At 72.2% G+C, this 26,062-nt stretch carries 17 protein-coding genes; 11 read left to right on the top strand and 6 right to left on the bottom strand.

The window, feature by feature from the left end; translation table 11 throughout:
- Positions 1–248 precede the first annotated feature (248 nt).
- The 4 genes from ACIBQZ_RS10165 (at position 249) to ACIBQZ_RS10150 (ending at position 4,071) form a co-directional block, all read left to right on the top strand.
- Positions 249–917 carry a hypothetical protein gene (locus ACIBQZ_RS10165; protein ID WP_396088196.1) on the top strand — a complete coding sequence of 223 codons (669 nt, stop codon included), beginning with the start codon at positions 249–251 and terminating at the stop codon, positions 915–917.
- Positions 918–1,043: 126 nt separating this feature from the next.
- On the top strand, positions 1,044–2,156 hold the full coding sequence (locus ACIBQZ_RS10160) for a polysaccharide deacetylase family protein (protein WP_396088195.1): 1,113 nt from the start codon (positions 1,044–1,046) through the stop codon (positions 2,154–2,156).
- A gap of 83 nt (positions 2,157–2,239) precedes the next feature.
- On the top strand, positions 2,240–3,250 hold the full coding sequence (locus tag ACIBQZ_RS10155) for a 1-aminocyclopropane-1-carboxylate deaminase (RefSeq protein WP_396088194.1): 1,011 nt from the start codon (positions 2,240–2,242) through the stop codon (positions 3,248–3,250).
- Positions 3,251–3,876: 626 nt separating this feature from the next.
- Positions 3,877–4,071, top strand: coding sequence for a hypothetical protein (locus ACIBQZ_RS10150; RefSeq protein ID WP_396088193.1), 195 nt, complete (start codon positions 3,877–3,879; stop codon positions 4,069–4,071).
- Between the two features lie 86 nt (positions 4,072–4,157).
- On the opposite strand, the gene ACIBQZ_RS10145 is transcribed toward ACIBQZ_RS10150, so the two are convergent.
- The gene (locus tag ACIBQZ_RS10145; RefSeq protein WP_396088192.1) at positions 4,158–5,075 is read right to left on the bottom strand and encodes a hypothetical protein; all 918 of its coding nucleotides are present in this window, start codon (positions 5,073–5,075) and stop codon (positions 4,158–4,160) included.
- A gap of 91 nt (positions 5,076–5,166) precedes the next feature.
- Between ACIBQZ_RS10145 and ACIBQZ_RS10140 the strand changes: the two genes are divergently transcribed.
- Complete coding sequence (locus ACIBQZ_RS10140) at positions 5,167–9,414, top strand: AAA domain-containing protein (RefSeq protein ID WP_396088190.1); 4,248 nt, start codon at positions 5,167–5,169, stop codon at positions 9,412–9,414.
- Here ACIBQZ_RS10140 and ACIBQZ_RS10135 read toward each other — a convergent pair.
- Positions 9,332–10,300, bottom strand: coding sequence for a helix-turn-helix domain-containing protein (locus ACIBQZ_RS10135; protein WP_396088189.1), 969 nt, complete (start codon positions 10,298–10,300; stop codon positions 9,332–9,334). The genes ACIBQZ_RS10140 and ACIBQZ_RS10135 overlap by 83 nt on opposite strands.
- Positions 10,301–10,352: 52 nt before the next feature.
- Between ACIBQZ_RS10135 and ACIBQZ_RS10130 the strand changes: the two genes are divergently transcribed.
- On the top strand, positions 10,353–10,769 hold the full coding sequence (locus ACIBQZ_RS10130) for a cupin domain-containing protein (protein WP_396088188.1): 417 nt from the start codon (positions 10,353–10,355) through the stop codon (positions 10,767–10,769).
- Here ACIBQZ_RS10130 and ACIBQZ_RS10125 read toward each other — a convergent pair.
- Both ACIBQZ_RS10125 and ACIBQZ_RS10120 read right to left on the bottom strand, forming a co-directional pair.
- A complete protein-coding gene (locus tag ACIBQZ_RS10125) occupies positions 10,741–15,759 on the bottom strand; it encodes a DUF5005 domain-containing protein (protein ID WP_396088187.1) in 5,019 nt (1,672 codons plus the stop codon). The genes ACIBQZ_RS10130 and ACIBQZ_RS10125 overlap by 29 nt on opposite strands.
- 128 nt (positions 15,760–15,887) lie before the next feature.
- A complete protein-coding gene (locus ACIBQZ_RS10120) occupies positions 15,888–17,471 on the bottom strand; it encodes a restriction endonuclease (RefSeq protein WP_396088186.1) in 1,584 nt (527 codons plus the stop codon).
- A 378-nt stretch (positions 17,472–17,849) separates the two neighbouring features.
- Here ACIBQZ_RS10120 and ACIBQZ_RS10115 point away from each other — a divergent pair, with 378 nt between their 5' ends.
- The 3 genes from ACIBQZ_RS10115 to ACIBQZ_RS10105 all read left to right on the top strand — a co-directional run bounded on the left by ACIBQZ_RS10115 (position 17,850) and on the right by ACIBQZ_RS10105 (position 20,907).
- Positions 17,850–19,616, top strand: coding sequence for an EAL domain-containing protein (locus ACIBQZ_RS10115; protein ID WP_396088185.1), 1,767 nt, complete (start codon positions 17,850–17,852; stop codon positions 19,614–19,616).
- A gap of 18 nt (positions 19,617–19,634) precedes the next feature.
- Positions 19,635–20,024 carry a cupin domain-containing protein gene (locus ACIBQZ_RS10110; RefSeq protein WP_396088184.1) on the top strand — a complete coding sequence of 130 codons (390 nt, stop codon included), beginning with the start codon at positions 19,635–19,637 and terminating at the stop codon, positions 20,022–20,024.
- Between the two features lie 415 nt (positions 20,025–20,439).
- On the top strand, positions 20,440–20,907 hold the full coding sequence (locus ACIBQZ_RS10105) for a MarR family winged helix-turn-helix transcriptional regulator (RefSeq protein ID WP_396088183.1): 468 nt from the start codon (positions 20,440–20,442) through the stop codon (positions 20,905–20,907).
- Positions 20,908–20,923: 16 nt separating this feature from the next.
- Here the strand turns inward: ACIBQZ_RS10105 and ACIBQZ_RS10100 are convergent, their stop codons facing one another.
- Positions 20,924–22,948, bottom strand: coding sequence for a TPM domain-containing protein (locus ACIBQZ_RS10100; RefSeq protein WP_396088182.1), 2,025 nt, complete (start codon positions 22,946–22,948; stop codon positions 20,924–20,926).
- A gap of 65 nt (positions 22,949–23,013) precedes the next feature.
- On the opposite strand from ACIBQZ_RS10100, the gene ACIBQZ_RS10095 reads away from it, so the two are divergent.
- Together ACIBQZ_RS10095 and ACIBQZ_RS10090 are read left to right on the top strand one after the other, a co-directional pair.
- Positions 23,014–24,102, top strand: a complete 1,089-nt coding sequence (locus ACIBQZ_RS10095) for an S-(hydroxymethyl)mycothiol dehydrogenase (protein ID WP_396088181.1) — start codon at positions 23,014–23,016, stop codon at positions 24,100–24,102.
- Positions 24,099–24,692: an MBL fold metallo-hydrolase gene (locus ACIBQZ_RS10090; RefSeq protein WP_396088180.1), complete on the top strand. Its 594-nt coding sequence runs from the start codon at positions 24,099–24,101 to the stop codon at positions 24,690–24,692. Before ACIBQZ_RS10095 ends, ACIBQZ_RS10090 begins: the two co-directional genes overlap by 4 nt.
- A gap of 4 nt (positions 24,693–24,696) precedes the next feature.
- Here the strand turns inward: ACIBQZ_RS10090 and ACIBQZ_RS10085 are convergent, their stop codons facing one another.
- The gene (locus ACIBQZ_RS10085; protein ID WP_396088179.1) at positions 24,697–26,043 is read right to left on the bottom strand and encodes an MGH1-like glycoside hydrolase domain-containing protein; all 1,347 of its coding nucleotides are present in this window, start codon (positions 26,041–26,043) and stop codon (positions 24,697–24,699) included.
- Positions 26,044–26,062: the final 19 nt, after the last annotated feature.

Raw genomic sequence — 26,062 nt, 5'->3', positions numbered from 1 at the left:
AACTGTCAAATAGAGGACTGACTCGCGAAGTTGGCACGCGGCCCGCACGGCGGCGTGTTGTGCAAGTTGCATGTTTCGCGGGTCGCGGACCTGCTGCTTCAACGTCGCCGCAACGGTTTGACCGTCCTGCCGGTTTTCATTCATGGATGTTTTTGAGATCGCGGTGGATTTGTCTTCCTGTCGATCTCCGTGAGTGGAACTCTTCTAGCCAGACGTAGCGCCAGCGACACGGACGGTGGTGGTACCGAATGCGCCCAGACGTTCTGGTCGGTCCCAGTGAGTGGGTGGTCGAGCAGTTCGGTGGCAAGGTTGCCGCAGAGCTCTGGACCCGAGTCCCCGAAGCGTTGAGCACCGCGATCGACCGGGAGGTCAACGCTCATCCCGCCATGACGACGACCACGGAACGAGTACTCGCCAACCCGCGGTGGCCGCTGCCGTACGAGGAGTTGGTCCTTTTTCTCGGCACCCTGCCGGGGGCGGAAATCATCAGCGTGCCCAAATCGGTCTACCAGCTCGTCGTCATCAACGGCCACGTCGTCGTGCCCTGGTGTTACGGCCAGTCGGCGCGGATGTCCATGGCGGACGCCGAGGTGGGCCGCTCCTTCGGCCGGCTCGCCCGCGAACTGCTGCGCCGCTTCGGCCCGCCCTGGCGACGGTCCCAGGCGGAGGCGCCGCTGCCGCTCGACGCCGTCGACGAACGCGAGGTCGCGAAGATCTGCGGTGCCATCGCGCGGATCGACCCGACCCCGGAGGTGGTGATCGCCGGCTTCGCCGGCGCGCCGAACCTGGGCCTGCTGCGGGCCTGCCTCGGCGAGATCAAGTCGACCGACAACGGCTCGCTCAACTGGAGCCACCTGGCCGACCTGCCGCTGCCGCCCCCGGTGATCCCGCGGCCCCGCCGCATGCAGTTCCCGTAAGCACACCGACCCCGCGTCCGCCGCCTTGCTCTCATCGCAGGCGGCGGACGTTTCTGTGCGCCCACCCGGCTCCCCAACGCGCCGTGCAGACGCTACAGTCCATCGATCTTGCTCACGGGGAGTCTCATGCGTCGTTCCAGGGTTGTCGCCACGGTGGCCGCCGGCTGCGTCCTTCTCGGCGGCGCCGGGATCGGCGTCGCCGAGGCCGGCACCATCGCCGCCGAGCCGGCCGGGACCATCAGCGTCCGGCAGGCCGGCGCGCTGTGGGCCGGCGCCGTCGAGGTCCAGCAGGCCGCCACCAAGGTCCCGCTCCGGATCGGGATCGGCGCCCCGCAGTACGACAGCCCCGGCGGCACCGTCCCCACCATCGTCACCGTTTACGAGGTGCCCAAGTCCGCCAAGGTGACGATCACCGCCGGCGGCACCGGTGGCAGCGTCGTCTTCTGCGCCGGCTCGGTCTGGCAGAACCCGGTCCGGCGCACCGCCAGCCGCACCTGCTATCTCCAACTGCCCGGCTCCCCGGGCAGTTACCAGGTCAAGGGCAGCGCCGTCGTCACCGTGGGCACCGTGGTCCGCACGGTTTCCGGCACCGGCGCCCGGGCCGTCGTCGCCGACGGGGTCGCCACGCCCACCCCGATGGCCGGGGCCACCATCCAGCAGATCGAGCGCTGCGGGAACACCACCGACGACGTCTGGCTGACCTTCGACGACGGCGGCAGCAAGGCCCAGCTCACCTCGATCCTGGCCACCCTCAAGCGCAACAACGTCAAGGCACATTTCTTCTTCCGCGGTGACTGGGCCCGCAAGAACCCGGCGCTGTTCAAGTCGCTCACCGCCGCCGGGCACGTCATCGGGAATCACACCGACACGCATCCGGCGCTGAGCCGGATGGGCAAGACCAACCTGGTCAAGCAGATCGCCGGGGGCACGGCAGCCACCGGTACGCCGAAACTGCTGCGACCGCCGTTCGGGGCCGGTGCGTTCACCACGCGCCTGCAGGACGTCGCCCGCGGCCAGGGCTACGAGCTGTGCCGATGGACCACGGACACGTACGACTGGGACGGCCCGTCGGCCGCCCTGATGGCGGAGCGGATCAGGTACGGCGACTACCGCTCGGCGCCGGTCCGGGCCGGCGGCGTGATCCTCATGCACGGCCACGGCAAGTACACCGCTCCCGGCCTGCAGCAGATCATCAACACCGTACGGGCGAAGAAGCTGACGCTTCCGCCGCTGAAGTAGCCGCTGCCGCGGCGCGGAATCTCGGCGGTTTCACCCGGCCTGAACTGGCAGGATGGTCGGCGGGACGCGACTGAGGAGCTGCCATGCCGCTGGATGACTTCGACCGGTACCCGCTGCTGTTCGGGCCCTCGCCCGTGCACCGCCTGGACCGGCTCACCCGGCACCTCGGTGGCGCCGCGGTCTGGGCCAAGCGGGAGGACTGCAACTCGGGCATCGCGTACGGCGGCAACAAGACCCGCAAGCTGGAGTACCTGGTCGCGGACGCGCTGGCGCAGGGCTGCGACACGCTGGTGTCGATCGGCGGGGTGCAGTCGAACCACACTCGGCAGGTCGCCGCCGTGGCCGCGTACGCGGGGCTCAGGTGCGTGCTGATCCAGGAGAGCTGGGTCGACTGGCCGGACAGCGTCTACGACAAGGTCGGCAACATCCTGCTGAGCCGGCTCGCGGGCGCCGACGTACGGCTGATCAAGGCCGGCTTCGGGATCGGCTTCAAGGAGAGCTGGGACCAGGCCATCGCCGAGGTGCAGGCGCGTGGCGGCAAGCCGTACCCGATCCCGGCCGGCGCCTCGGATCACCGGCTCGGCGGTCTCGGCTTCGCCAACTGGGCGCGCGAGGTCGCCGCCCAGGAGCAACAGCTCGGGGTCTTCTTCGACACGGTGGTGGTCTGCTCGGTGACCGGCAGCACCCAGGCCGGGATGATCGCGGGCTTCGCGGCGCTCGGCGACGACCGGCCGCGCCGGGTGCTGGGCATCGACGGCTCGGCCAAGCCGGCCGAGACGCACGAGCAGGTGGCCCGGATCGCCCGCAACACGGCCGAGCTGATCGGCCTCGGCCGGGAGCTGCGCGACGACGAGATCCTGCTGGACGACCGCTACCACGCCGGCATCTACGGCATCCCGGACGAGTCCACTCTGGACGCCATGCGGGTGGCGGCCCGGACCGAGGGGATGATCACCGACCCGGTGTACGAGGGCAAGTCGATGGCCGGGCTGATCGACCTGGTCAGCCGGGGCGAGATCGGCAGGGACGCCACCGTTCTCTACGCCCACCTCGGCGGCCAGCCGGCGCTGAACGCCTACAGCGCGATCGTGTGAGCTACGAGCCCCCTTGCCGGGTTCGTCCGGTATGCGGGATTGACCCTTGGAGGTTGAGGGGTTCATTTCAGGAGGAAAGGGGCGCGAGTGGTGGACCTTGTAGCGGTGGGGTTTGGCTGGAGAGTCTTTTGCATGGCTGGTGTGATGATCGATCGCCATCCCCCGGACGGGCGACACACTTCTGCCGCGCCGAAACGGCCGCGCCAAGCATTGCCGGAGGCCTGCCCACCGCCGAACCCGCAGCACTGGGCCACATATTGAGCAGGATTCTCACATAGCAGGAATCCTCAGGGAACAAAGGGCGTAAAAGTTACGAAGCGAGCAGCGAATTGTCGATCTTGTGGACTTAAGGTTCGGAGCTCACACCAATTCAACAAGATCGAAATCTTGCGCGTCGGTGGCGGTCGGCGCGCGGCCCACGTCACTCCGGCGGGCTATCGCCATCGCCCGATACGCCAACCACGCAAAAGACTCTGGAACGTTTTAGCTCATCAAGATCTGCGGGAAGGCTGCCGCTGAGGCTGCGACGGCAATGAAGGAAGAAAGTAGACGAGCCCGCGGCCACGGTCCCCGACCGGCTGCAACGCGGCCTGGGCCGGGCGCCATCCAGGCCCGGGACGTGGGAGGTGCTGGAGACGGTGTCCCGGCACTGGCCGGCCGAGCAGTGGGACGACCTGCTGCCGGTGGTGCGCGACCGGATCGACGAGCCGGTCTTCGGGCCGCGGGACCCCACGATTTCCTCGCCGTCCCGCGATGGGGCCTCGCGCTGCTCGGCGCGGCCGTGTTGCCCGCCGCCCGGCGGTGGCCCGGGCCGGCGGTGACCCGGCCGCTGGCTTACCTGCGCGAAGACCCGATCGAGACACCCGAGCTCCGCGCCGCCGCGGCGGCCCGGCTGACGGAGGCCTGATCAGGCGGTGCCGGGCAGCAGGCTCGCGGTGCCGAACGGCTCGCGGCGGGCGCGCATGTCGGCGTACGCGGTCACCAGCAGCGGCGCCACCACCAGGTACGCCACGACGTAGTACGCGCTCTGCAGCACCGTGTTGACCACCGTGGCCGCGGAATTCGGGGTGTTGAAGCTGCCGCCGATCGTCACGTCGACGACCGTGGTCACCAGGGTCAGCAGCAGGCCGCCGGCCAGGCTCAGCCCGAAGATCGTGGCGATCCGGCTCACCGAGACGCCGATGCTCGCGTGGAAGAGCTGGAAGCAGCGGCCGATGCCGTTGCCGCGTTCCAGCAGCACCACCACCGGCAGCACGGTGAGCGCCGCGGCCACGTAGATCACCGGGAAGAAGCACAGCACCGTCGCCACGATCAGCACCGGGATCGCCAGCAGGTACCAGCCGATCAGCGCCGGCAGCCGCTTGGCCGCGGCCAGCAGGGCCGGGCCCACCAGGTTGCCGGTGCGGCCGGTGGCGGTGAACACCACCACCTGCTGGCCGGCGAGCTGGCCGAACAGGTAGAAGAGCCCGGCGCCGGCGGTGGCGGCCAGCAGGATCGGGAAGCCGGCGAAGAGCTCCGACAGGTCCGGCAGGGACTCCGTCGTGGTCGACGCCTCCAGCTTCGCCAGGCCCTCCCGTTGCCGGTCCTGGAACATCACCATGGCCGGCACCAGCAGGATCAACGTCGGCACGGCCACCAGCGCCTGGATCACCGCCATCGGCCGCCACGCCGCCCGGAGCAGCCGGAAGCCGCGCTGCCACCACCCGTTGAAGTCGTTGCTGACCAGCGGGTCGCCGGGATCGAAGGCCGGCTGCTGGGGGTGCGCGTAGGCGTACGGCTGGGGCGGCGGTGTGGTCGGCCAGCCCTGCCACTCACCCTGCGACATGTCGTCCCCCTTCCGGCGTCGAAACCATAGCCGTCCGGGTGCCTACCGCGCCGCCCCGTCGCTGCTGCGGACATCGGATAACCTGCGAAGAATGTCCGCGCCGCAGTCCGAGTCGCCCACCGTCATCCGGGACCGGGCCGTCTCCGTCGCGGACTATCTGCTCGCCGTGCGGGCCCACATGGAACGTCCGGCGCGCACGGTGCCGGCTGACGCGTACCGGCTCGACGCCCTGCCGGCGCACCCGGCCTGCCAGCTGGGTCCCGCCGCGGACGGCAGCGGCTGGCTGCGGGTCGGCCTGCCCGAGCTGCCGGGGCCGGTCGCCGTCCCCGCGGAGCTGCGCCGCCGGCTCAACCAGATCACCCCGACCGACGAGCCCAAGGCCGACGGCGCGGAGTTCGAGACCTGGCGCGACGAGGTCTGGCGGCCCTGGTCGCTCGCCAGCGCCGAGACGGAACGCGTCCGGGTGCTGCACCGGCAGCTGTTCGACCTCATGCACCAGGTCGACATGGCCGCCGCCAGCACCGAGCTGGTCTGGGGCCACGGCCTGCTGGACACCGTCATCGCCGGCAACCGGGTGCGGTATCCGCTGGTCACGACGCCGGTGCTGATCGAGTACGACCCGGACCGCTCGCTGATCACCGTCTCGCCGCAGGGCCCGTCCCGGCTGCAGACCGACGCGCTCGCCGGGCTCGACGAGCGGTACCTCGGCCAGCTGCTGGCGCTGGCCGGGCCGGCCGGCACCGTCGAGGTCGATCTCTGGGACGACCTGGAGCGCCGCGAGCTGTTCGAGCGCGCCCTGGGCCGGCTCGGCTACGACCGGCGGGTGCTCGCGCCCGGCGAGACCGGCACCGGCCCGCACCTGGTCGACACCGGTGTGCTGTTCACCCGGCCCCGGCAGCGGCTGCTGCGCGGCTTCCTGGAGAGCCTGCGCGACCGGCTGCTGGCCGGCGACACCGCCAGCATCGGCGCGCTGGCCGCGATCGTCGCGCACGAGCCCAGCAAGCTGCGGATGCCCGACGACCGGCCGGAGGACTGGCACCGGGTGGGGGAGCGGCTGCTCATGCCGCTGCCCACCAACGAGGCCCAGGAGTCGATCGCCCGCCGGCTCGCGCTGCACCGCAACGTGGCCGTGCAGGGCCCGCCCGGCACCGGCAAGACCCACACCATCCGCAACCTGATCTGCCACCTGATGGCCAACGGCAAGCGGGTGCTGGTCGTGGCGCAGAAGGAGGACCCGCTGCGGGTGCTCCGCGACGGGCTGCCCGCCGAGGTGCAGGCGCTCTGCCTGGCCGTGCTCGGCCGCACCACCGACCAGCTCGTGCAGCTGCAGCTCGCCGCCCGCGAGCTGTCCGACCGGGCCGCCACCCTGGACCAGCACGCCGAGGCGGGCCGGGTCGAGCGCCTCACCCGGCGGCTGGAGGACGCCGAGCGTGACCTGGCCGCGGCGCTGGGCGGGCTGCGCGCGATCGCGGAGAACGAGGCGGCGACGTACCTGATCGACGACGTGCACCTCTCGCCCGCCGACGTGGGTGCCTGGCTGCGGGAACGAGCCGCCGCGCACGGTGGCATCCCCGACCCGGTCGCGCCGGCCGACCGGCCGCCACTGTCCGCGGACGAGTTCGCCGCCCTGCTGCGGCTCGCCGCGCAAATCGCGCCGGCCGACCGGGCTGCGGCGCTGCGCCCGCTGCCGGAGGTCACCGCCCTGCCCGACGCGGCCACCGCGAGAAACGCGCGGGCCGAGCGGGAGTCGGCCGCCGACCGCGTCTCCCGCCTGGAGGCGGCCGGTGTCGACACCGAGGCGGTACGCGCACAGGGGCCCAGCCTCGTCACGGGCCTGCGGGAAGGGCTGAAGGACGCGGTCGCGTGGCTGCACCGGCGCGAGGGCACGTGGACCGACCGGCTGGGCCGGCTGCTGGCCGACCCGCACTGGGCCAGGGTGTGGACGGATCACGTGGCGGCGACCGAGGACCTGCAGCGGGCGCTCGCCGAGCTGGCCCGCACGCTGGGCGGGCACCGCGTCACCGCCGCGGGCACGCTGGCCGCGGAGCCGAAGAAGCTGCTGGCCGGCCTCGCCGAGCTGCGCGAACGGTTCGCCGCCGGCCGGGGCGTCAACCGCCTGTTGCAGGCCGGGCTGTACCGGATCGCCGACGAGGTCCGGGTCGACGGCGAGCCGCTGCGCACGGTCGAGGACGTGGACCTGGCCGCCGCCTGGGTCCGGCGCGGCCAGGCACAGCGGCGCCTCGGCGAGCACTGGGCGGAATGGATCCAGCGCCTCGACATCCCGGCCCGGCCGGGCGAGCCGGAGGCGTGGGCCGGCACGCTGCTCGCGGAGGCGGACCAGTCGCTGGGCTGGGACGCCCGCCAGTGGCCCGAGCTGTCCGCGCGCCTGCGGGTGCTCGTACCCCAGGAGGAGCTGGACCTGGACGCCGGCCGGCTGGCCGAGGTCGCGGCCCTGCTGGACGACAGCCCCGCGGTCTTTGATCTTGATGCTTTCGACGCGGCCGACCGGGCGGTGGCCGACGCGCTGGTGCCGTGGCCGCCGCTGGCCGCGGCCTGGTTCGATCCGGCGCTCACCCAGTGGGACGATCTGGTCGCCGAGGCCCGCCGCCTCGTGGCACTGCGTCCGGCGGCGACCCGCTGTGTCGAGCTGCGCGATCGGCTGGCGGAGATCGCGCCGGAGTGGGCCGCCCAGATCGGCACCGGGCAGGTGCCGGCCGTCTCCGGCGCCGCCTGCCTGCAGGCGTGGGAGTGGCGGCAGGCGCAGACGTGGTTCGACCACGTGGTCGGCAGCGTGGACCCGGCGGTGCTGAACCGGCGCATCGAGCTGGCCCGCGAGAAGATCCGCCGGCTCACCGGCGACCTGGTCGTCGCGTCCGCGTGGCTGGAGGTCTCCCGCGCGCTCGACGACCGGCGGCGGGCCGCGCTGGCCGACTGGACCACCGCCCTGCGCAAGATCGGCAAGGGCACCGGCCGCAGCGCGGCGGCCTGGCAGGCGCACGCCCAGCGGGCCATGGAGTCCGCGGTCGAGGCGGTGCCGGTCTGGGTCATGTCGGTGGACCGGGCGATCGAGCAGTTCGCCGGCGGCGCGCACTTCGACGTGGTGATCGTGGACGAGGCGTCGCAGGCGGACCTGTTCGCGCTGCCGGTGCTGGCGCTGGCCGAGCGGGCCGTGGTGGTCGGCGACGACCAGCAGATCGGCCCGCAGCTCGGCTTCGTCGGCTCGGTCGCCGGGCTGATCCACAGCCACCTGGACGACGTGCCGTCGGCCGAGCACTTCGACCCGGAGTCCTCGCTCTACGACCACGCGGTGCGGCGCTCACCGGAACGGATCCTGCTCACCGAGCACTTCCGCTGCGTACCGCAGATCATCGAGTTCTCCTCCCGGCACTACTACGACGGGAAGATCCAGCCGTTGCGGGCGGATCGGGCTGTGCTCTCACCGGTGCGAGCGGTGTTCCTCGCCGATGGCGTGAGACAGCCGCTCGCGGGCTTCGGCGACGTCAACCTGGCCGAGGCGGAAGCGCTCGTTGCGCAAATCGGTCGTATCGTGGCGGATGACGCCTACGCCGGCCGGACCCTCGGCGTGATCAGCCTGCTCAGCACCAGCGGACAGGCCGGCTATCTGCTGTCGCGGATCCGCGAGGAGATCGGCGAGGACGAGATGGAGGCGCGGCGGCTGCGGGTGGGTGACGCGTACACGTTCCAGGGTGACGAGCGCGACGTGGTGCTGGTGTCCATGGTGGTCTCCGACAACGACGGCCGGCCGGCGGCGTTCACCAAGCGCGAGTACCACCGCCGGGTCAACGTCGCCGCCTCCCGGGCCCGCGACCAGCTCTGGATCTTCCACTCGGTCCGGCCGTCGTCGCTGCTGGCCGACGACGCCCGGGCCCTGCTGCTGAACTACGCGCTGAACCTGCCGACGCAGACCACGGCGCCGGACCTGGAGTTGCTCTGCGAGAGCGACTTCGAACGCGAGGTGCTGCGCCGGCTGGTCAAACGCGGCTACCGCCCGACCCCGCAGTTCCGGATCGGCGGCTACCGCATCGACTTCGTGCTCAACGCCCCGGACGGCCGCCGCCTGGCGATCGAATGCGACGGGGACGCGTACCACGGGCCGGAGCAGTGGGAGAGCGACATGCGCCGGCAGGCGGTGCTGGAACGGGTCGGCAACTGCGTCTTCGTCCGGATCCGCGGCAGCATCTTCGCCCGCGAGCCGGAGGCCGCCCTGCGCCCGCTCTGGCAGCGCATCGAGGAGCTCAACGTGGCGCCGTTCCGAAGCGACGGCGATATTGCGTCGGGGTCAGACCTGTCTCCCGGCGGAGCAGCGACCGCAGGTTAGCCGCCGTGCCCAGGCCGGCGCGGCGGGCCACCAGCTCGAAGCGCGGCTCGCCGCGTTCGATCAGCCTGCGGGCCAGCGTGATCCGTTCCGCGGTGAGCCAGGCCAGCGGTGTCGTGCCGAGTTCGGCGCGGAAGCGCCGGTGCAGCGTCGCCGGGCTGACCGCCGCCTCGGCTGCCAGGCCGGCCACGGTGAGCGGCTGGTCGAGGCGTTCCTGGGCCCAGGCCAGCAGCGGCGCCAGCGACTCGTCCCGGGTCGCCGGCACCGGGCGTTCCACGAACTGGCGCTGGCCGCCGTCGCGGTGGGCGGCGAAGACCAGGCGGCGGCTGACCGCGTTGGCGATCTCCGCGCCGAAGTCCCGGCGGACCACGTGCAGGCCCAGGTCGAGCGCCGCCGCGCTGCCCGCGGCGGTGAGGATGTCGCCGTCGTCGACGAAGAGCACGTCCTCCGCCAGGGTCACCGCCGGGAAGCGGGCGCGGAAGTCGTCCGCCCACTGCCAGTGCGCGGTGGCCCGGCGCCCGTCCAGCACGCCCGCCTCGGCCAGGGTGAACGCACCGCTGCAGAAGCCCAGCAGGCGGGCGCCGCGGGCGTGGGCGCGCCGGATCGCTGCCAGCACCGCCGGGCGCCGGGGCACCTCGACGTCCGGGCGGTTCGGGACGATCAGGGTGTCCGCCTGCTCCGCCGCCGCCAGCCCGGCGACCCCGGTCAGCGTGTAGAAGCCGTCGCGCATCCGGGTGCGGGGTGCGGGTGCGCAGAGGCGGAAGTCGTACAGGTCGCGGCCCAGCTCGGGGCGGCGCAGGCCGAAGATCTCGGTCGCGCAGCCCAGCTCGAACGGGTTGGAGTTCGCGTCGACGATGACCACGACCCGGTGCGAGGATCCTTGCGTCATCTGCAATTCCTAGCACTCGCGCGCCGGGCCGGCCGCGCCGACGATGGATACCGTGAGCGACCTTCCGATCTCCCTGACCGCGGCCCTGGCCTCCTTCGACGCCCTGTGGAGCCCGCGCATCGTGACCCGGGTCAACAACTACGACGTCCGGGTGGCCAAGGTGCAGGGCGAGCACCTCTGGCACGCCCACGACGACACCGACGAGTTCTTCCTCGTGCTCGACGGCGAGCTGCGCATCGCCCTGCGGGACCGCACGGTTGTGCTGGCCAAGGGCGACGTGTTCACCGTGCCGCGGGGCACCGAGCACAAGCCGTCGTCGCCCGGCGGCGCGCAGATCCTGATGTTCGAGCCCACCGGCACGCCGACCGTCGGCGACCGCCACGAGGAGATCCCCGAACAGGTGGACGCGACCACCGGTCACGCCCTCCGGCTCCCGGGTGTCAGTTCATCCCCTCGACCCACGGTTTGACCCGGTCGCCGCCGTACGACTGCCAGATCGGCACGTTGTTGATCACGACGTTGGCCAGCGCCTCGGGCGAGACGTTCTTGTTGCTGCGGTCGCACATGTCGTAGCCGAGCTTGACGGACAGCAGGTCGCCCTTGTCGAAGTTGTAGCCGTCGGCACCCGCACCGGGTGACGCCTGCCCGAGGTTGAGCTCGAACCGGCTGAAGCCGGCCTGGCAGCCGACATAGCCGTAGTGGATGTTGGACCAGATGTCGTAGAGGATGGCCAGTTCCTCCCGCGTCGGCACCCTCGTCCAGACCCGCGGATGCTCGCTGTACGGCGCCTCCAGGATTTCGCGGAGAATCGCCTTGTGGTCCCAGTCCGCGCCCGGCTTGACCCACCGGGCCCACAGCGCGTAAGCGCCGATCTTGCCGATCGTCGTCTGGTTGAAGTCGTAGATGTCGCGGACGACCGTGGACTTGGCGTTGATCGACATCTGGGTGGCCATCCAGCGGGCCACAATTCGGAAAACATCGGTCCGGGAATGCAGCCGCAGTTTGACGGTGTCGCTCGCGGGGCCGAGCCCGGAGACGTTCTCCGCGCGGATCATGAACTCCATGTCGCCCTTGCGCTGCGGCGCGAACTGCGCGCTGCCGGCCGTGGTCGGGTAGCCCCACTTCGTCCAGGTGCTGCCGCCCGCGCTGCGGTAGTAGACCCAGTAGTACAGGCCGGGCTTGGTGTTCCACTCCAGCAGGACGGTGGTGAAGTCGTAGATCGAATTGTCGATGATGCGCCCGGTCACCCCCGTCGGGGCGGAAGGCAGCGGGGTCATCGGCTTGGCGGTGACGGTGTTGGAGTAGCCGCTCTGCCCGGCCTCGTTGGCGGCGGTGACCTTGAACTGGTAGCTGAAGTTGTTGTAGAGCGACTTCACCGTGGTCGACGTGCCCTTGACCGGGTTCTTCAGGTAGTACCACTCCGTCTGGCCCTGGGCCTTGTAGTAGACCCAGTAGAAGTCCGCGCCCGAGGCGCCCGTCCAGGAGAGCTTCACCTGGCCGTCGCCGGCGTCCGCGGACAGGCCGGAGGGCGCGGCCGGCAGCGGCGCCGTGGGCCTCGCGCTGACCACATTGGACGCGGGGCCCTGTCCGGCCGGGTTGGCCGCGGTGACCTTGAACTGGTAGCTGAAGTTGTTGAGCAGTGACTTCACCGTGGTCGACGTTCCCGAGATCGGGTTCTTCAGGTAGTACCACTCCGTCTGGCCCTGGGCCTTGTAGTACACCCAGTAGAAGTCCGCGCCCGAGGCAGCCGACCAGGACAGCTTCACCTGGCCGTTGCCGGCGGTGGCCGACAGGCCGGCGGGCGCGGCTGGCAGCGCCGGCAACGGGGTGGCGCGGGCCGTCGGCGACGCGGCGCCCTCGCCGGTCGCGTTGACCGGCTTCACCCGGAAGTCGTAGGCGTGGCCGTTCGTCAGGGACTGCACGGTGAACGCGAAGCCGTCGACCGACTTCGACCGCTTCCAGGCGCTCTGCCCGGCCGTGACGTCGCGGTACTCGACCACGTACGAGGTGGCGTTGCTGCCGGCCGTCCAGCCCAGCCCGACCGCGCCGTCGATGGCGATCGCGTTGAGCACCGGCGGCGCCCCCGGTAGGGGCGGCATCGGCTTGGCGGTGGCGGCGGCCGGGGCGCTGTCCCCGGCGGTGCTGGTGGCCGCGACGCGGAACTCGTACGTGTGCGCGTTGACCAGCGGCTTGACCGTCAGCGAGGTGCCGTCGACCGGGTATTCGAGGCGCTTGAACCCGGTTCCGGCGGTGACGTCGCGCAGCTCGACCCAGTAGTAGACGCTTCCCGTTGTGCTCGCCGTCCAGCTCAGCTTGACCTCGCCGTTGCCGGGCGTGGCCGTCAGAGCGGTCGGCGGGCTTGGCACGGTGCCACGGGCGACCACCGAGGCCACGGCCGACTGCGGTCCCTCGCCGCCGGTGCTCTGCCCGGACACCTTGTACTCGTACGTGTGCCCGATGGTCAGCGCCGACAGCGTGATCTGGGTCTGGTCGGTCGGGTAGCCCGCCTTGGTGAAGGTGGTCTCCCCGGCGGTGACGTCCCGGCGGTGGATCCAGTAGTAGAGCTGCGGGGCGGCCGCGTCCCAGCTGAGGTTGACGACGCCGTCGCCGGCGACGACCGCCCGGACGTTCTGCGGCGCGCCCGGCACCGCGTACCGGACCAGGGAGCTCACCGTGGCGCCGGCCGGGCCCTCGCCCGAGCCGCTGACCGCGCTGACCTTGAATTCGTACGTGTGGTTGTGGGTGAACGGCCCGACGGTGACGCTCGTGGCGTCGGCGACCGGGTAGCCCGCCTTGGTGAACGTGGTCTCGCCGGCGGTGACGTCGCGCCAGTAGGCCCAGTACCAGTTGTCGCCCGGGGACGCGGTCCAGGCGAGCTTGACGGTGCCGTCGGTGCCCGCCACGGCGGTGAGCCCGGTCGGGGCGGCCGGCTTGACCGCCACCGGCTTGGCCGCGGCGACGGCGCTGCGCGCGCCCTCGCCGCCCTGGTTGATCGCCGCGACCTGGAACTCGTACGTGTGGTCGTTGACCAGCGGGCCGAGGGTGACCGTGGTGGCGTCGGCGACCGGGTAGCCGCTGCGGGTGAAGGTGGTGTCGCCGGCCGTCACGTCCCGGGTGTACACCCAGAACCAGGCGTCGGTCTGCGCGAAGCTCCAGGTCAGCGTGACCTTGCCGGCGCCGGCCGCGGCGACCAGGTCGGTCGGGGCGCCGGGTTCGTCGAGGCGGGCCGTCACGGTGACCGGCGCGGAGGCCGGGCCGTCGCCGCCCTGGTTGATCGCGGCGACCTTGAACTCGTAGACGTGGCCGACCAGCAGTGCGCCCGGCGTCGCGGACGGGGTGGTCGTCGGGTACGCCAGCTTGGTGAACTCCGTCTCGCCGGCGGTGACGTCGCGCTGGTACACCCAGTACCAGAGATCCTCGCCCGGCGCCGTCCAGGTCAGGGCCACGCTGGCGTCACCGCGGGCCACGGCGGTCAGGCCGGTCGGCGTGCCCGGCACGTCCAGCTTCGCGGTGGCCTGCACGGAGGCGCTGTTCGGGCCGTCGCCGCCTGCACTGATCGCGGCAACCTGGTACTCGTAGACGTGCCCGACCAGCAGGCCGCCGGGGGTCGCGGAGGTCGTCGTCGCCGGGTACGCCAGCTTGGTGAACGTCGTCTCGCCGGCGGTGACGTCGCGCTGGTAGATCCAGTACCAGAGGTTCTCGCCCGGCGCTGTCCAGCTGAGGGCGATGCTGGCGTCGCCACGGGCCACCGCGGTCAGTCCGGTGGGCGCGCCCGGTTTCGCGTACGAGGAGGTCGCCTGCACGGTGTTGCTCGGCGCGGTCTCACCGCCGCCGTTGGCGGCGGTGACCCGGAACTCGTAGGTGTGGGTGTGCGTCAGCAGGCCCGCGGTGAACGTGGTGCCGGAGGCGGGCAGGTTCAGCCGGGTGAACGTCGTCTCGCCGTCGGTGACGTTCCGCTGGTAGACCCAGTAGTAGGTGGCCCGCGCGGCCGCCTGCCAGGCGAGGTCGATCTGCCCGTCGGTGCGGGCGGTCGCGGTCAGCCCGGCCGGGACGGCCGCCGGGATCGCCGTCGCGGTCAGGGCCACCGACGCCGAACGGGGTCCCTCGCCGAGCTCGTTGATCGCGGAGACCTGGAACTCGTACTGGTGGCCGTCGAGCAGGCCACCGACGGTGACCTGGGTGGCCCCGGCGACCGGGTACGGCAGGCGCGCGTACTGGGTCTCCTTGGCGGTCAGGTCGCGGCGGTAGATCCAGTACCAGAGCCCGGCGCCGGCCGGGTCCCATTGCAGCGTGGCCTGGCCGTCGCCGGGGGTCGCGCGCAGGTTGCCCGGGGCCGGCGGCAGGGTGCTCGGGTCCGGCGGTGCGGTGGACAGCGCGACGTCGATGAAGCGCGGGCGGTAGATGCGCGCGTCGCGGTAGTTGTCGTCCGCGGCCATCGAATTGACGTTGTACGAGATGACCAGCCTGCCCGGCTTCGACAGCTCGGGATGCAGGCGCGCGTCGTAGACGAACTGGCTGCCCGACGCCTCGGGCGCCTGGTAGAGGAAGGTCTGCTCGGTGAAGGGGCCGGTCGGTGAGGTCGCGAAGTAGGCGACGACGTTGGGGCCGAACGCGAGGGTGTCGTCCTTGGTGACCAGCAGGTAGCGGCCGTCGATGAGGTCGACGCTGAACGAGCTGCCGACCCCGCTGACCAGCCGGGCCGAGGTCGCCTCGGAGGCCGTCCAGGCGGCGCCGTCCCAGAACTCCCACGGGTCCCAGAGCTGCCCGGTGCGGGCGCGGGCGACGTGCACGTACTTGGTCGGCGAGGACATCTCGGTGCCGTACACGTAGGTGTAGTCGCTCTGCTCGGTCACCGCCATGCCCCAGGCGACCGACGAGCCGACCGGCAGCTGGACCGTGCCGCGCAGGGTGAGATCGGGCAGTGCGAAGGTCGCCAGCTCGCTGCCGGAGAGCTTGAAGTCCCAGGCCCCGGTTCCGGTACGCCGGTAGGTGTTGTAGAAGACCTGCAGGTTGTTGCCGACGACGGTGCCGTCGGCGACCCACCGCCACTCGTCCGCACTGGACGGTCCGACCAGCGACTCCGGCGCGGCCGCGGTGCCGCCGGTCAGCGTGGTGAAGGTGCTGCCCTGCTGGACCACGATCGAGTTGTTGATCATCGGGGTGGTGCGGGCCCGCGAGTGGTCCGCGTTGACGGTGCCGAGGAAGGTGTCCGAGTAGAGCCAGGCGATCCGCCCGTCCGGCAGCAGCACCGAGGCCGTGCTGTCGGCGCCGGTCCAGTGCCCGCCGGCGTCACCGTAGGCGTTCCACTGCTGGTTGAGCGCGACGTTCGGCGTCGCGCTGGTCACCGTCGCGGCGTGCGCGCCCGGCGGCGGCACCACCGCCGCCAACGAGATCAGCATCGCGGCGAGGGACCCGAAGGTCAGCCCCCGGCGACGTGCGGGACCCAGATTTCTACCCATGACGCTTCCCCCGTTGACCGTCTGCCGCGTGCGGACCGACAGTGGCGACAGCCTAGGGAGGCGGGGACCCATTGGACAGATCAACTCGGAAAGTCGGGCCGATCGTTCCCCGGCTTTGTCCTATGTGGTCAGGAGGGCTCGATCCGGGCCTTCACACCGGAGTGCTCGGCGAGCAGGTTGAGCAGGGCGGGGCCGTCCAGCAGCTCGATCGGCCGGCCCGCCACGGCCTCGTGCGCCTCCACCTCGTAGCCGTCGATCGCGACCAGGATGCCCTTGGTCGCGCCCGCCGCGGCCACCTCCTCGGCGAGGCCGGCCGCGGTGGCGGCGCTGACCGCCCGGCCGCGGGCCGCGTAGATCACGACCGGGCCGCCGAACAGCGGCCGGGGGTCGGTGGCCAGCCAGCGCGGGCCCTCGGCCGCCTCGCCCATCTCCAGGCCCATGTTGCCGAACAGGTCGCCGAGCAGCTGCTCGTACTGCTCGGCGGCCATGGTGGCCAGGTTGGGCCGCTCGTCGATGTCGGCGAGCACGTTGAACTCGCGGGTGTTGTCCTGGCCCGCCTCCTGGTCGAAGTCGAGCACCGGGGGCACGCCCTCCAGCTGGTCCGGCTGTGCGGAGAGCCCGGCCTGCAGGTGCTTGAGGCAGGCGATCGGGTCGACCCGGCGCAGCTTGATCGCCGCGAACGTGTCCCGGTCGGCCCGCACCGACACCAGGCACGGGCGGACGAACTGGCCGGTCCGCCGGTCGACGGTGTCGACGATGCCGTTGAACAGCACCTCGCTCACCAGCGCGCCGCGGTCGGCCTCGATGATCTCGTGGATGGTGCGCAGCGCCACCATCGCGATGATCTCGGTGTACCGGCGGCGGATCTCCTCCTCGTCGCGGGGCACCGCGTACAGGTCGTCGCGGACCCGGTCGTAGCGGTACTCCTTGACCGCGGGGATCACCTCGAGCGGCGGCAGGTGGTATTCGACCAGCAGCCTCCGCTGCTTCCCCTGGTACGCGAGCCGGAAGTGCTGCGGGAAGTCGTCGGGATAGACGGAGTTGCCCAGCACCATCGCGAAGTACTCGACCACCGACGCCGGGTCGGCCCCAGCCACGGCCGCCGCGAACCGGTCCACCTCGGCGTTGTACGAGATCAGCTTCGCCTGGTAGCGGCTGCGGTTCTCCTCGTACTGCCGTTCCCGCTCGGCGAGCTGCCGCAGCCGGCGGGTCTCCGCGTCCACCCAGCGGGCGCGGGCGGCCTGGTATGCCCGTTTCGCCGCGTCCACCTGCTGCTGGTGGATCCGTTCCCCGCCGAGGATCTTGCCCACCCCGCGCGGCTCCGGTGGGGCGAAACTCTCCCAGGACGGTTCCGGCAACGGCCGGCCCAGCTTGCCCGGGTCGAACGGCGGCGCCTGCACCGGCTTCTTGAACCGGTCCAGGTCGATGTGGTCGTCGACGTCCAGGGTGGACAGCAGCAGGGCGTCGAGGTCGGACAGCCGGGCCCGGACGTCCGCGTTCGCCGCCGCCGCGTCGGCCGTGCGGGCCTCCGCGTACAGCCGGCGGTGCTCCCGTTGCCGCTCCGCGTCGGAGGCGGCCTGCTGGGCGGCGGCGGCCGCCAGGTCGGCGTTACGCCGGATCAGCTGGCGCTGCTGTTCCGCGGCCGTCTGCGCGCGCAGCTCGGCGGCAGCCTGGGTCGCGTGCGCCCGCTGCATGTCCCGAATGATGCCCATGCGTCGCCGTCCTCGCTCACGTGTCCGAACAGCCACCATATCCACCGTCTCGCGATCTCGTTACGCGGCGCACGCCTGTCGCGGCATTCCGTGCATGTTGATCAGGGGAGCCGGGTAGGGGTCGCACATGGTTCTATTGTCACCACAGCAAGTAACTGTCTGTCATGGACTCGGCGGTGACCGGGGCGCGACCGACCGAGGGCAAGTGGTCGACCGATCAGTCAATTTCATGCTCTGATCGGGGGAGAAACCGCAGTTCCCCGTTTTGTTGGGCCAGTTGCGAAAACATTGTCGGGGGTGCCCACTGTTACATCGACCCGTGACGGGTCGTAATAGGTCAGGGGTTACGGTTCACCTGGAGGGAGGGAGCGACGGCGCATGACGGCACCCGACGAACGCTTCCCCCGTCCCCGCGCGCTGCGCGACCGCCTCTCCCGCCGCCCCCGGATCAGCCCGAATCAGGGCTACCAGCTGCCGCTTCCCGAGCCCCGGACGCCTCCCGACGACGAGGCCTGGTTCACCTACCTGGCTGTCGGCAGCGAGATCGTGTGGTCCGACACACTCGCCACCCTGCTCGGCCGGCCGCCCGCGGCCAAAGAACAGACCCAGCAGATCCTGTCCCGGCACGTGCACGTCGACGACCACGCCAAGGCGCTCGGCGCGTTCACCCGGGCCTGGACGGCCCGCGAGCCGGTGCGCACGACGGTGCGGCTGATGCGCGAAGACGGCGGCTGGTTCGACGTGGACTGCCGGCTGGAGCCGATCGTCGACCCCGACGGCGCCGTGAAGGGCCTGCACGGTGTGCTGCGCGACGTCTCCGCCCGCGAGCGCGCCCGGCGGGAAGTGGCCCGGCTGAGCCGGCGCGGCGAGACCGTCCAGGCCTCGGTCATCGACCTGGACGGCCTGACCGGGCTGATGACCCGGGCGCGGTTCGCCGACGAGGTGGACCGGGCTCAGCGTCGTGGTGGCGGTGCGGTGCTGGTCATCCGGGTGGAACCGGATCGGGCCGAGGGCGCCGGCGCCGATCGGCACGCCGACCTGCTGCAGCGGGCTGCCCGCGTACTGGAAGGTCTGGCCCGGCCGGACGACCTGCTGGGCCGGGCCGGGCCGAACGAGCTGGCGGTGCTGCTGGCCGGCGCCTCCTGGGTGATGGCCCGCCGCCAGGCCGACCTGTTCGTCGAAGCGCTGCGATCGCAGCCGTTCGTGCTGCCCGACGCCTGGCTGCGCGCCCGGATCTGGGCCGGGCTGGTGCGCTTCCGGCCCGAGGCCGACGCCGGCAGCCACGACCTGCTGATCGACGCCGAGCAGGCCTGGCGGCAGGGTCGCGAGGCCGGCCGGCCGCTGACCCTGGTCGCCGACCCGGTGCTGCCCCGAGCCCGGCAGGGCACCTACCGCGACCGGGTCGCCGACGCGCTCGGCACGGACCGGTTCACGCTGTTCGCCCAGCCGATCCTCGAGCTGCAGACCAACCGGGTGCTCCGGCACGAGCTGCTGCTGCGGGTCCTGGACGAGGGCGACAACCCGCAGTCGCCGGAACAGGTCCTGCAGATCGCCGAGCGGCTCGACACGATCTACGACATCGACCTGTGGGTGGTCGAGCGGGCGATGCAGCTCGCGGCCGAGCGCACCGACCTCTGCCTGCAGATCAACCTCTCCGGCCGCTCGGTGGGCGATCCGCGCCTGACCGCGGAGGTGGAGACCTTGATCGAGCGGTACGCGGTGAACCCCGAGCAGCTCACCTTCGAGATCACCGAGACGGCGCTGATCGGCAACCTGAGCGAGGCCCGCAGCTTCGCCGACCGCATCCGCGACCTGGGCTGCCAGCTGGCCCTGGACGACTTCGGCTCGGGCTACGCGTCGTTCCGCTACCTGCGCCTGTTCCCGATCGACCTGGTCAAGATCGACGGCGAGTACGTGGTCGACCTGGTCCGCAACCCGGAGGACCAGGTGCTGGTCCGGGCGCTGGTGCAGGTCTGCCAGGCGTACGGCATCCACACGGTCGCCGAGTACGTGCAGGACGAGGCGACGATGCGGATGCTGCGCGAGTTCGGGGTCGACTTCGTGCAGGGCTACCTGATCGGCCGCCCGTCGCCGGTGGAGGAGCTGCGGCCGGCCAACCGGCTCCGGCGTTCAAATCTCCCGTAATCGGGGTATGCCGGTGGCATGGAGCACTACACGATCGCCACCGTTGCCGAGAAGAACCCGGACTTCCGCCGCGTGCTGTGGACGGGTAAGCACACCCAGCTCGTGATCATGACGATCCCGCCGGGCGGCGAGATCGGCGAGGAGGTCCACGAGGTGGACCAGATCCTCACGTTCGTGAGCGGCACCGGCGAGGCCAAGATCAGCGGACAGACCCGCAAGGTCAACCAGGGCGACCTGGTGGTGGTGCCGGCCGGGCACAAGCACAACTTCACGAACGAGGGCCCGAACCCGCTCGTGCTGTACACGGTCTACGGGCCGCCGGAGCACGCGGAAGGCGCGGTCCACAAGACCAAGGAGCAGGCCGACGCGATGGAAGAGGCCGGCAAGGACGAGCCGCCGGCCTCCTGAGCTGGGTCGCACGGCAATGGACGGCCCGCGTCTTCATCGCCGCAGGCCGTCCTTTGCCGTGTCCTGATCTGGGCGGTTGGGCTGCGGCGCTCGCGGGGGGTGCGGCGCTCGCGGGGCTGCGGCGCGGCCCGGCCCGGCGCGGTGCGGTGCGGTGCCGGGCGGGCGGTGCGGGGTGGGCGGCACGGCGCCGGGGCCGGCCGAGGCCCCCCAGCCAGCCGGTCCCGGCGCCGTGCCGGAGAGGAAAGTCCCTCCGGAGGATACTCTTGAGGCTTCAAGGAAGTCGATCGACCTGCCCAAATGTTCGCCGGCACTTTCCCGAAGGTTGGGCCGCCACCCGACGGCGGCCGCCCGGCAGGTGCCGATATCCGGGCACCCGGTCGACCTCACGGCGCACTCGGTTAACTAATCTGCTGCCATGGACGAGCCGCGGTGGTTGACCGACGATGAACAGCAGGCCTGGCGCCGGTTCATCGAGGTGCTCGTCAAGGTTCCGGCCGCGCTCGAGGGCCAGTTGCAGCGCGAGGCGGGCCTGACCCACATGGGCTACCTGGTGCTGGCGACGCTGTCCGAGCGCGACGACCGGCGCCTGCCGATGAGCAGGCTGGCGCGGAAGGCAAGTGCCTCGCTGTCCCGCCTTTCCCACGTGGTCGCCCGGCTCGAGGCGCAGGGCCTGGTGCGCCGCGAGCGCGACCCGGAGGACGGCCGGGTCCAGATAGCGGTCCTGACCGACGAGGGCATGAAGAAGATCGTGGCGGCGGCGCCCGGGCACGTGGACACCGTGCAGAACCTGGTCTTCGACCGGCTGAGCCCGGCGCAGGTCCGTCAGCTCAGCAAACTCTGCGATGCCCTGCTGGAAGACCCCGCGCCCCGCGTCAACCCGTAGCACCCGGGCCGGGGGCTCAGAAGCGCCCGCCTCCGCCTCGCCGCCCGCCACCGCCTCCGCCGCCGGATCGTCGCCCGCGGCTGGCGCTGCCTCCGAAGCCGCCACCGCCCCAGCTGCCGCCCCGCGAGCGGCCACCGCCGCCGGACAGGATGCCGCCGAGCACCGCGCCCGCGAAGGCCCCGCTGTCGAAGCCGCCCTGCCCGCCGTAGCCGCCGCCGTAGCCGCCCCAGCTCTGCACGTCTGCCCGCGCCGCCTGGCCCGCGCCGGCCGCCAGCTGTTGCGCCTGCTGTGCCTCGCCCAGCGCCGCCGCCGGGTCGGACACCGCGAGGCTCTCGGCGAGCGCCAGGTGGCGCTGGGCCTCCGACAGCGATGCCCGTGCGCTCGTGTCGACCGCGCCGCGCCGGGTGGTGATGAAGTCGCCCGCCGCGGCGACCTCGGCGCGGGCCACCGGCAGCGCCTGGGCCAGCACGCTGCGGGCGCGTGCCGCTCGTTCGGCGGCGTCCCGGGCCTCCGCGAGGGCCCGGTCCAGGGCCGCGTCCGCGGCCTGCAGGGTTGCCACCTCGGTCACCGGGTCGGTCTTCGGCTGGGCAAGCCGGCCACGCACCCCGGCGACCGCCTGCTCGGCGCCCGTCACCGCGGCGCCCAGCCCGGCCGGGACCGCACCGCCACCGGCCAGCGCGGTCCGCCCGGCGGCGATCTCGGCCTGAAGCTCGGCGAGCAGCGCGTCGGCGGCGGTGCGCGCGCTGGTCAGGTCGGCGCCGGTGCGCTGGATCGCGGCCACCAGCTGCTCGGCCTGCCCGACCGCCTGCTCGGCGGCCCGCACGGCCAGCGCCGCTTCCGCCCGACCCCCACCCGGAACCACCTCCACCGCCCCGCCGGCGCCCGCAACGGGGGAACCGCCGGCGGGGGTGGCCGTGGAAGGGCCGCCGGCCGTGGCCAGAGCGACCCGCGCCCGATTCACCGCGTCCCCCGCGAACTGGAGACGTTCCCGCGCCTGGTCCAGGTTGCCGGAGAGCGCGGTCACCGTCGGTCCGGCGTACCGGAGGGTCAGGTCCTGCAGGGTCTGGGCTGCCGCCGGCAGGGCGGCCTCGACCGCGGCCCGGCGGCGTTCCACCTCGTCGGCCACCTCTGCCGCCCGGCCCTCCAGGTCTCGGAGCTGGTCGAAGGCCTCCGACTCGGCGTCCAGGCGCTCGTCGGCGGCCCGGCACCGGGCGATGATCTCGCTGAGGATGCGGTGCCGGGTCGGCTCGTCCGGTGCGGGCTCCTCCTCCAGCGTCATCCGCAGGCGGAACGCCTCCGCGACCTCCGGGCGCGCCGCGTCGAGGGCGGCCCGGAACTGTGTCGTCGCGCCGGTGCCGTATTGCGCCGTGGCCAGGGCCAGCTCGCTGTCGCTGGCGCGCAGGTCGTCGTCCAGCTCGATCAGCAGGGCGTTCGCGGTGGCCGTCAGTTCCTCGATCGAGGGGCCGGCGGGCTCGGCCGGGGCGGCCGGCCTGGCGCGGCGGCGGCGCAGGTAGACCCAGGCCAGGGCGCCCACGATGAGCAGCGCGAGGATGATCATGACCCAGGTCAGGGAGCTGCCCGAGCCCGCGGCGGCGTCGGTGTAACCCGCTGCTCCGGCGATGACCGCGCCCGCCCAGTCGCCGCGGGACAGGGCCGGCTCGATGTCGTCGGCCGCCACCTTGTCGAGTTCGGCTGCGGAGAGGCGGGAGTCCTCCGCGAACGAGTACGCGTACGCCCGGTCCTGGGTGGCCACCGCGAGCAGCGCGTCGCGGTCGCCTAGGCCGCTGAGCCGGGCGGTCTCGTCGGTCCACCGCTGCTCGGGGGTGCCGTCGAACGACTCGACGAACACCACGAAGAGCTGGATGCCGGTGTCGGACTGGAGCCGGCTCAGCGCCGTCCGGACCTCCGCCGCCCGGCCGCCCAGCGCACCCGCCTCGTCGGTCACCTGGGTGGGCAGCCGCAGCGGCGCGTCCGCCCGGGCCGGCGCGGGCGCCAGGAGCACGATCAGGAGGGCGATCAGCATGCGGCGCGCGACAGTCACCTGCTCAACTTAGATCCTGGGTCCGACAGCGCGCGCGCCCAGCCGGAGGTGAGAAGGTGGGAACCATGAGCCAGCGAGTCAACGGAGTCATCGCCCGGGCGAAGGGCGCGCCTGTCGAAGTGACCACCATCATCGTGCCGGACCCGGGTCCGGGCGAGGCCGTCGTCAAGATCCAAGCCTGCGGGGTCTGCCACACCGACCTGCACTACCGCGAGGGCGGCATCAACGACGACTTCCCCTTCCTGCTCGGCCACGAGGCCGCCGGCGTGGTGGAGTCCGTCGGTGCCGGGGTCACCGACGTGGCGCCGGGCGACTTCGTCGTGCTGAACTGGCGGGCCGTCTGCGGCGACTGCCGGGCCTGCCGCAAGGGCAAGCCGTGGTATTGCTTCAACACCCACAATGCCACCCAGAAGATGACGCTCGAGGACGGCACCGCGCTCTCCCCGGCGCTGGGCATCGGCGCGTTCGTGGAGAAGACGCTCGTGCACGCCGGGCAGTGCACCAAGGTCGACCCGCGGGCCCGGCCGGCGGCGGTCGGCCTGCTCGGCTGCGGCGTGATGGCCGGGATCGGCGCGGCGATCAACACCGGCGGGGTCTCCCGCGGTGACTCGGTCGCGGTGATCGGCTGCGGCGGCGTCGGTGACGGGGCGATCGTGGGCGCGGCGCTGGCCGGCGCCACCACGATCATCGCGGTCGACACCGACGAGCAGAAGCTCGAGTGGGCCCGCAAGTTCGGCGCGACGCACACCGTCAACGCGCGGGACACCGACGTGGTCGCCGCGGTGCAGGAGCTGACCGGCGGCAACGGCGCCGACGTGGTGGTCGAGGCGGTGGGCCGCCCGGAGACGTACAAGCAGGCGTTCTACGCCCGGGATCTGGCCGGGACGGTGGTGCTGGTCGGCGTGCCGACCCCGGAGATGACCGTCGAGCTGCCGCTGCTGGACATCTTCGGCCGCGGCGGGTCGCTCAAGAGCAGCTGGTACGGCGACTGCCTGCCGACCCGCGACTTCCCCATGCTCACCGAGCTCTACCTGCAGGGCCGGATCGACCTGGACGCCTTCGTCACCGAGGAGATCCGCCTCGACGACGTGGAGGACGCGTTCAGCAAGATGCACAAGGGCGGCGTGCTGCGCTCGGTGGTGCTCTTCTCATGAGGGTCGGCCACGCGGTGACGCACGGGACGTTCTCGCTGGACGGCGAGACGTTCGACGTCGACAACAACGTCTGGGTGGTCGGCGACGACAACGAGTGCGTGGTGATCGACGCGCCGCACGACGTCCGCACCATCCTCGACACGGTCGGCGGCCGGCGGATCGTCGCGATCGTGCTCACCCACGCGCACGACGACCACGTCCGGGTCGCGCCCGAGCTGGCCCGGCAGACCGGCGCCCCGCTGCTGCTGCACCCGGCGGAGGAGGTGCTCTGGAAGCTGGTGCACCCCGACCAGCCGATGCCGACCCCGCTGGCCGACGGCGACGAGATCCAGGTCGCCGGCGAGATCCTGCGGGTGCTGCACACGCCCGGGCACAGCCCCGGCGCCGTCTGCCTCTACGCGCCGGCGCTGGGCTGCGTCTTCACCGGCGACACCCTGTTCCAGGGCGGGCCCGGCGCGACCGGCCGCTCGCACAGCGACCGGCCGACGATCGAACGGTCGATCCGCGAGCGCCTGCTCACGCTGCCGCCGGACACGGTCGTGCACACGGGACACGGCGCGGACACGACCGTGCGGGCGGAGGAATTCTGAGCGCTCAGGCGGCCCGGGCGTAGGCGGGCACGCTGCGGTCGGCGAGCAGGTCGATACAGAGGGCGGCGGTCCAGCTGAAGGCCGGGGCGCCGATCCCCGCGCCGGTGTCCGGGTGGTAGTACTCGAAGTGCCCGGAGCGGTGCACCAGGCGGATCATCGCGGTCCGCAGGTCCTCGGCCTCGCCGTGGTAGCCGTGCATCAGCATGCCGCGCCGCAGCAGCCAGTTGACGTTGATCCAGGTCGGCCCGCGCCAGTACCGCAGCGGGTCGAAGTCGGGCGCCGTCCGGTCGTAGCTGGGCAGCGGCAGGCCGGTGCGCTCCGGCAGGCCGAAGCGTGCCGACCGGGCCTCGGCCATGATCGCTTCCGCCTGCCCGGTGGGCAGATCGGGCAGCAGCAGCGGCATCAGGCCGTTGACGCACCGGGCCGGGCTCAGCGCGCGGCGACGCACGTCCCGGGACCGGAACGTCCGCGTCCGCGGGTCGAACAGGTGCGTGGAGATCGCGGCGGTGATCTCCCGGGCGCGCCGCCGGTGCTGGTCCGGGTCGGCGCCGACCACCGCGGCGATGTGGGCCAGGGCCAGCTCGGCCGCGGCGAGGATCGCGTTGAACGATGGACACTCGACGACGAAGTCGTGGCGCTGTGCCAGCTGGGCGTCCGAGTAGCCGGCGTCGCGGTAGTTGACCACCAGGCCGACGTACCGGGAGTAGTCGAGATCGGTGGGCCGGTGCGCCGCGTCCGCGTTTTCGATGTCCCGCCGCCGGTAGCGCTCCAGCAGCCTCAGGTCGGCCGGCACGGCCGCCATCGCCGAGTCCCAGGACGGGCTGTTGTCCAGGCCCGACTCCCACGGGTGCACGATGCTGGCCAGCCCGTCGCCGCTGACGTCCCGCCGCCGGGTCAGGTATTCCTGCTGCGCGACCAGGCGCGGATACAGCCAGGCGAGCTGCGCGCCGGCCTCGTGGGCGCAGGCCACGCCGTGCGCCGCGGCGCGGCGGTAGACCTCCCACGCCGCGACCGCGTGCAGCGGCGGCTGCACCAGCCCGGTGCTGCCGCGGGCGGGGCGGCCGCCGTACGCGGGCACCTCCCAGAAACCCGGCCCGGGGAAGTAGTCGTCCTCGGCGGTGCGGGGGTCGAACACGATGTGCGGCACCCGGCCGTCGGGCCACTGCGCCTCGAACAGGCTGCGCAGGTCACGCCAGGCACGGGTGGGGTTGACGTAGGCGAGTCCGACGGCGATGAAGGCGGCGTCCCAGCTCCACTGGTGCGGGTAGAGGCGCCGGGACGGGACCATGTGGTCGTCCGACCAGTTGGTGTCGAGGACTTGGACGGCGGAGTTCCAGAGATCAGCAGACATATCCGAGTTCACAGCGATG

Origin of the sequence: Actinoplanes sp. NPDC049599 (assembly GCF_044465625.1) — a bacterium.
Classification (GTDB): Bacteria; Actinomycetota; Actinomycetes; order Mycobacteriales; family Micromonosporaceae; genus Actinoplanes.
The sequence above is the reverse complement of the archived record's forward strand: the minus strand, read 5'-3'. Positions and strand labels throughout refer to the sequence as shown.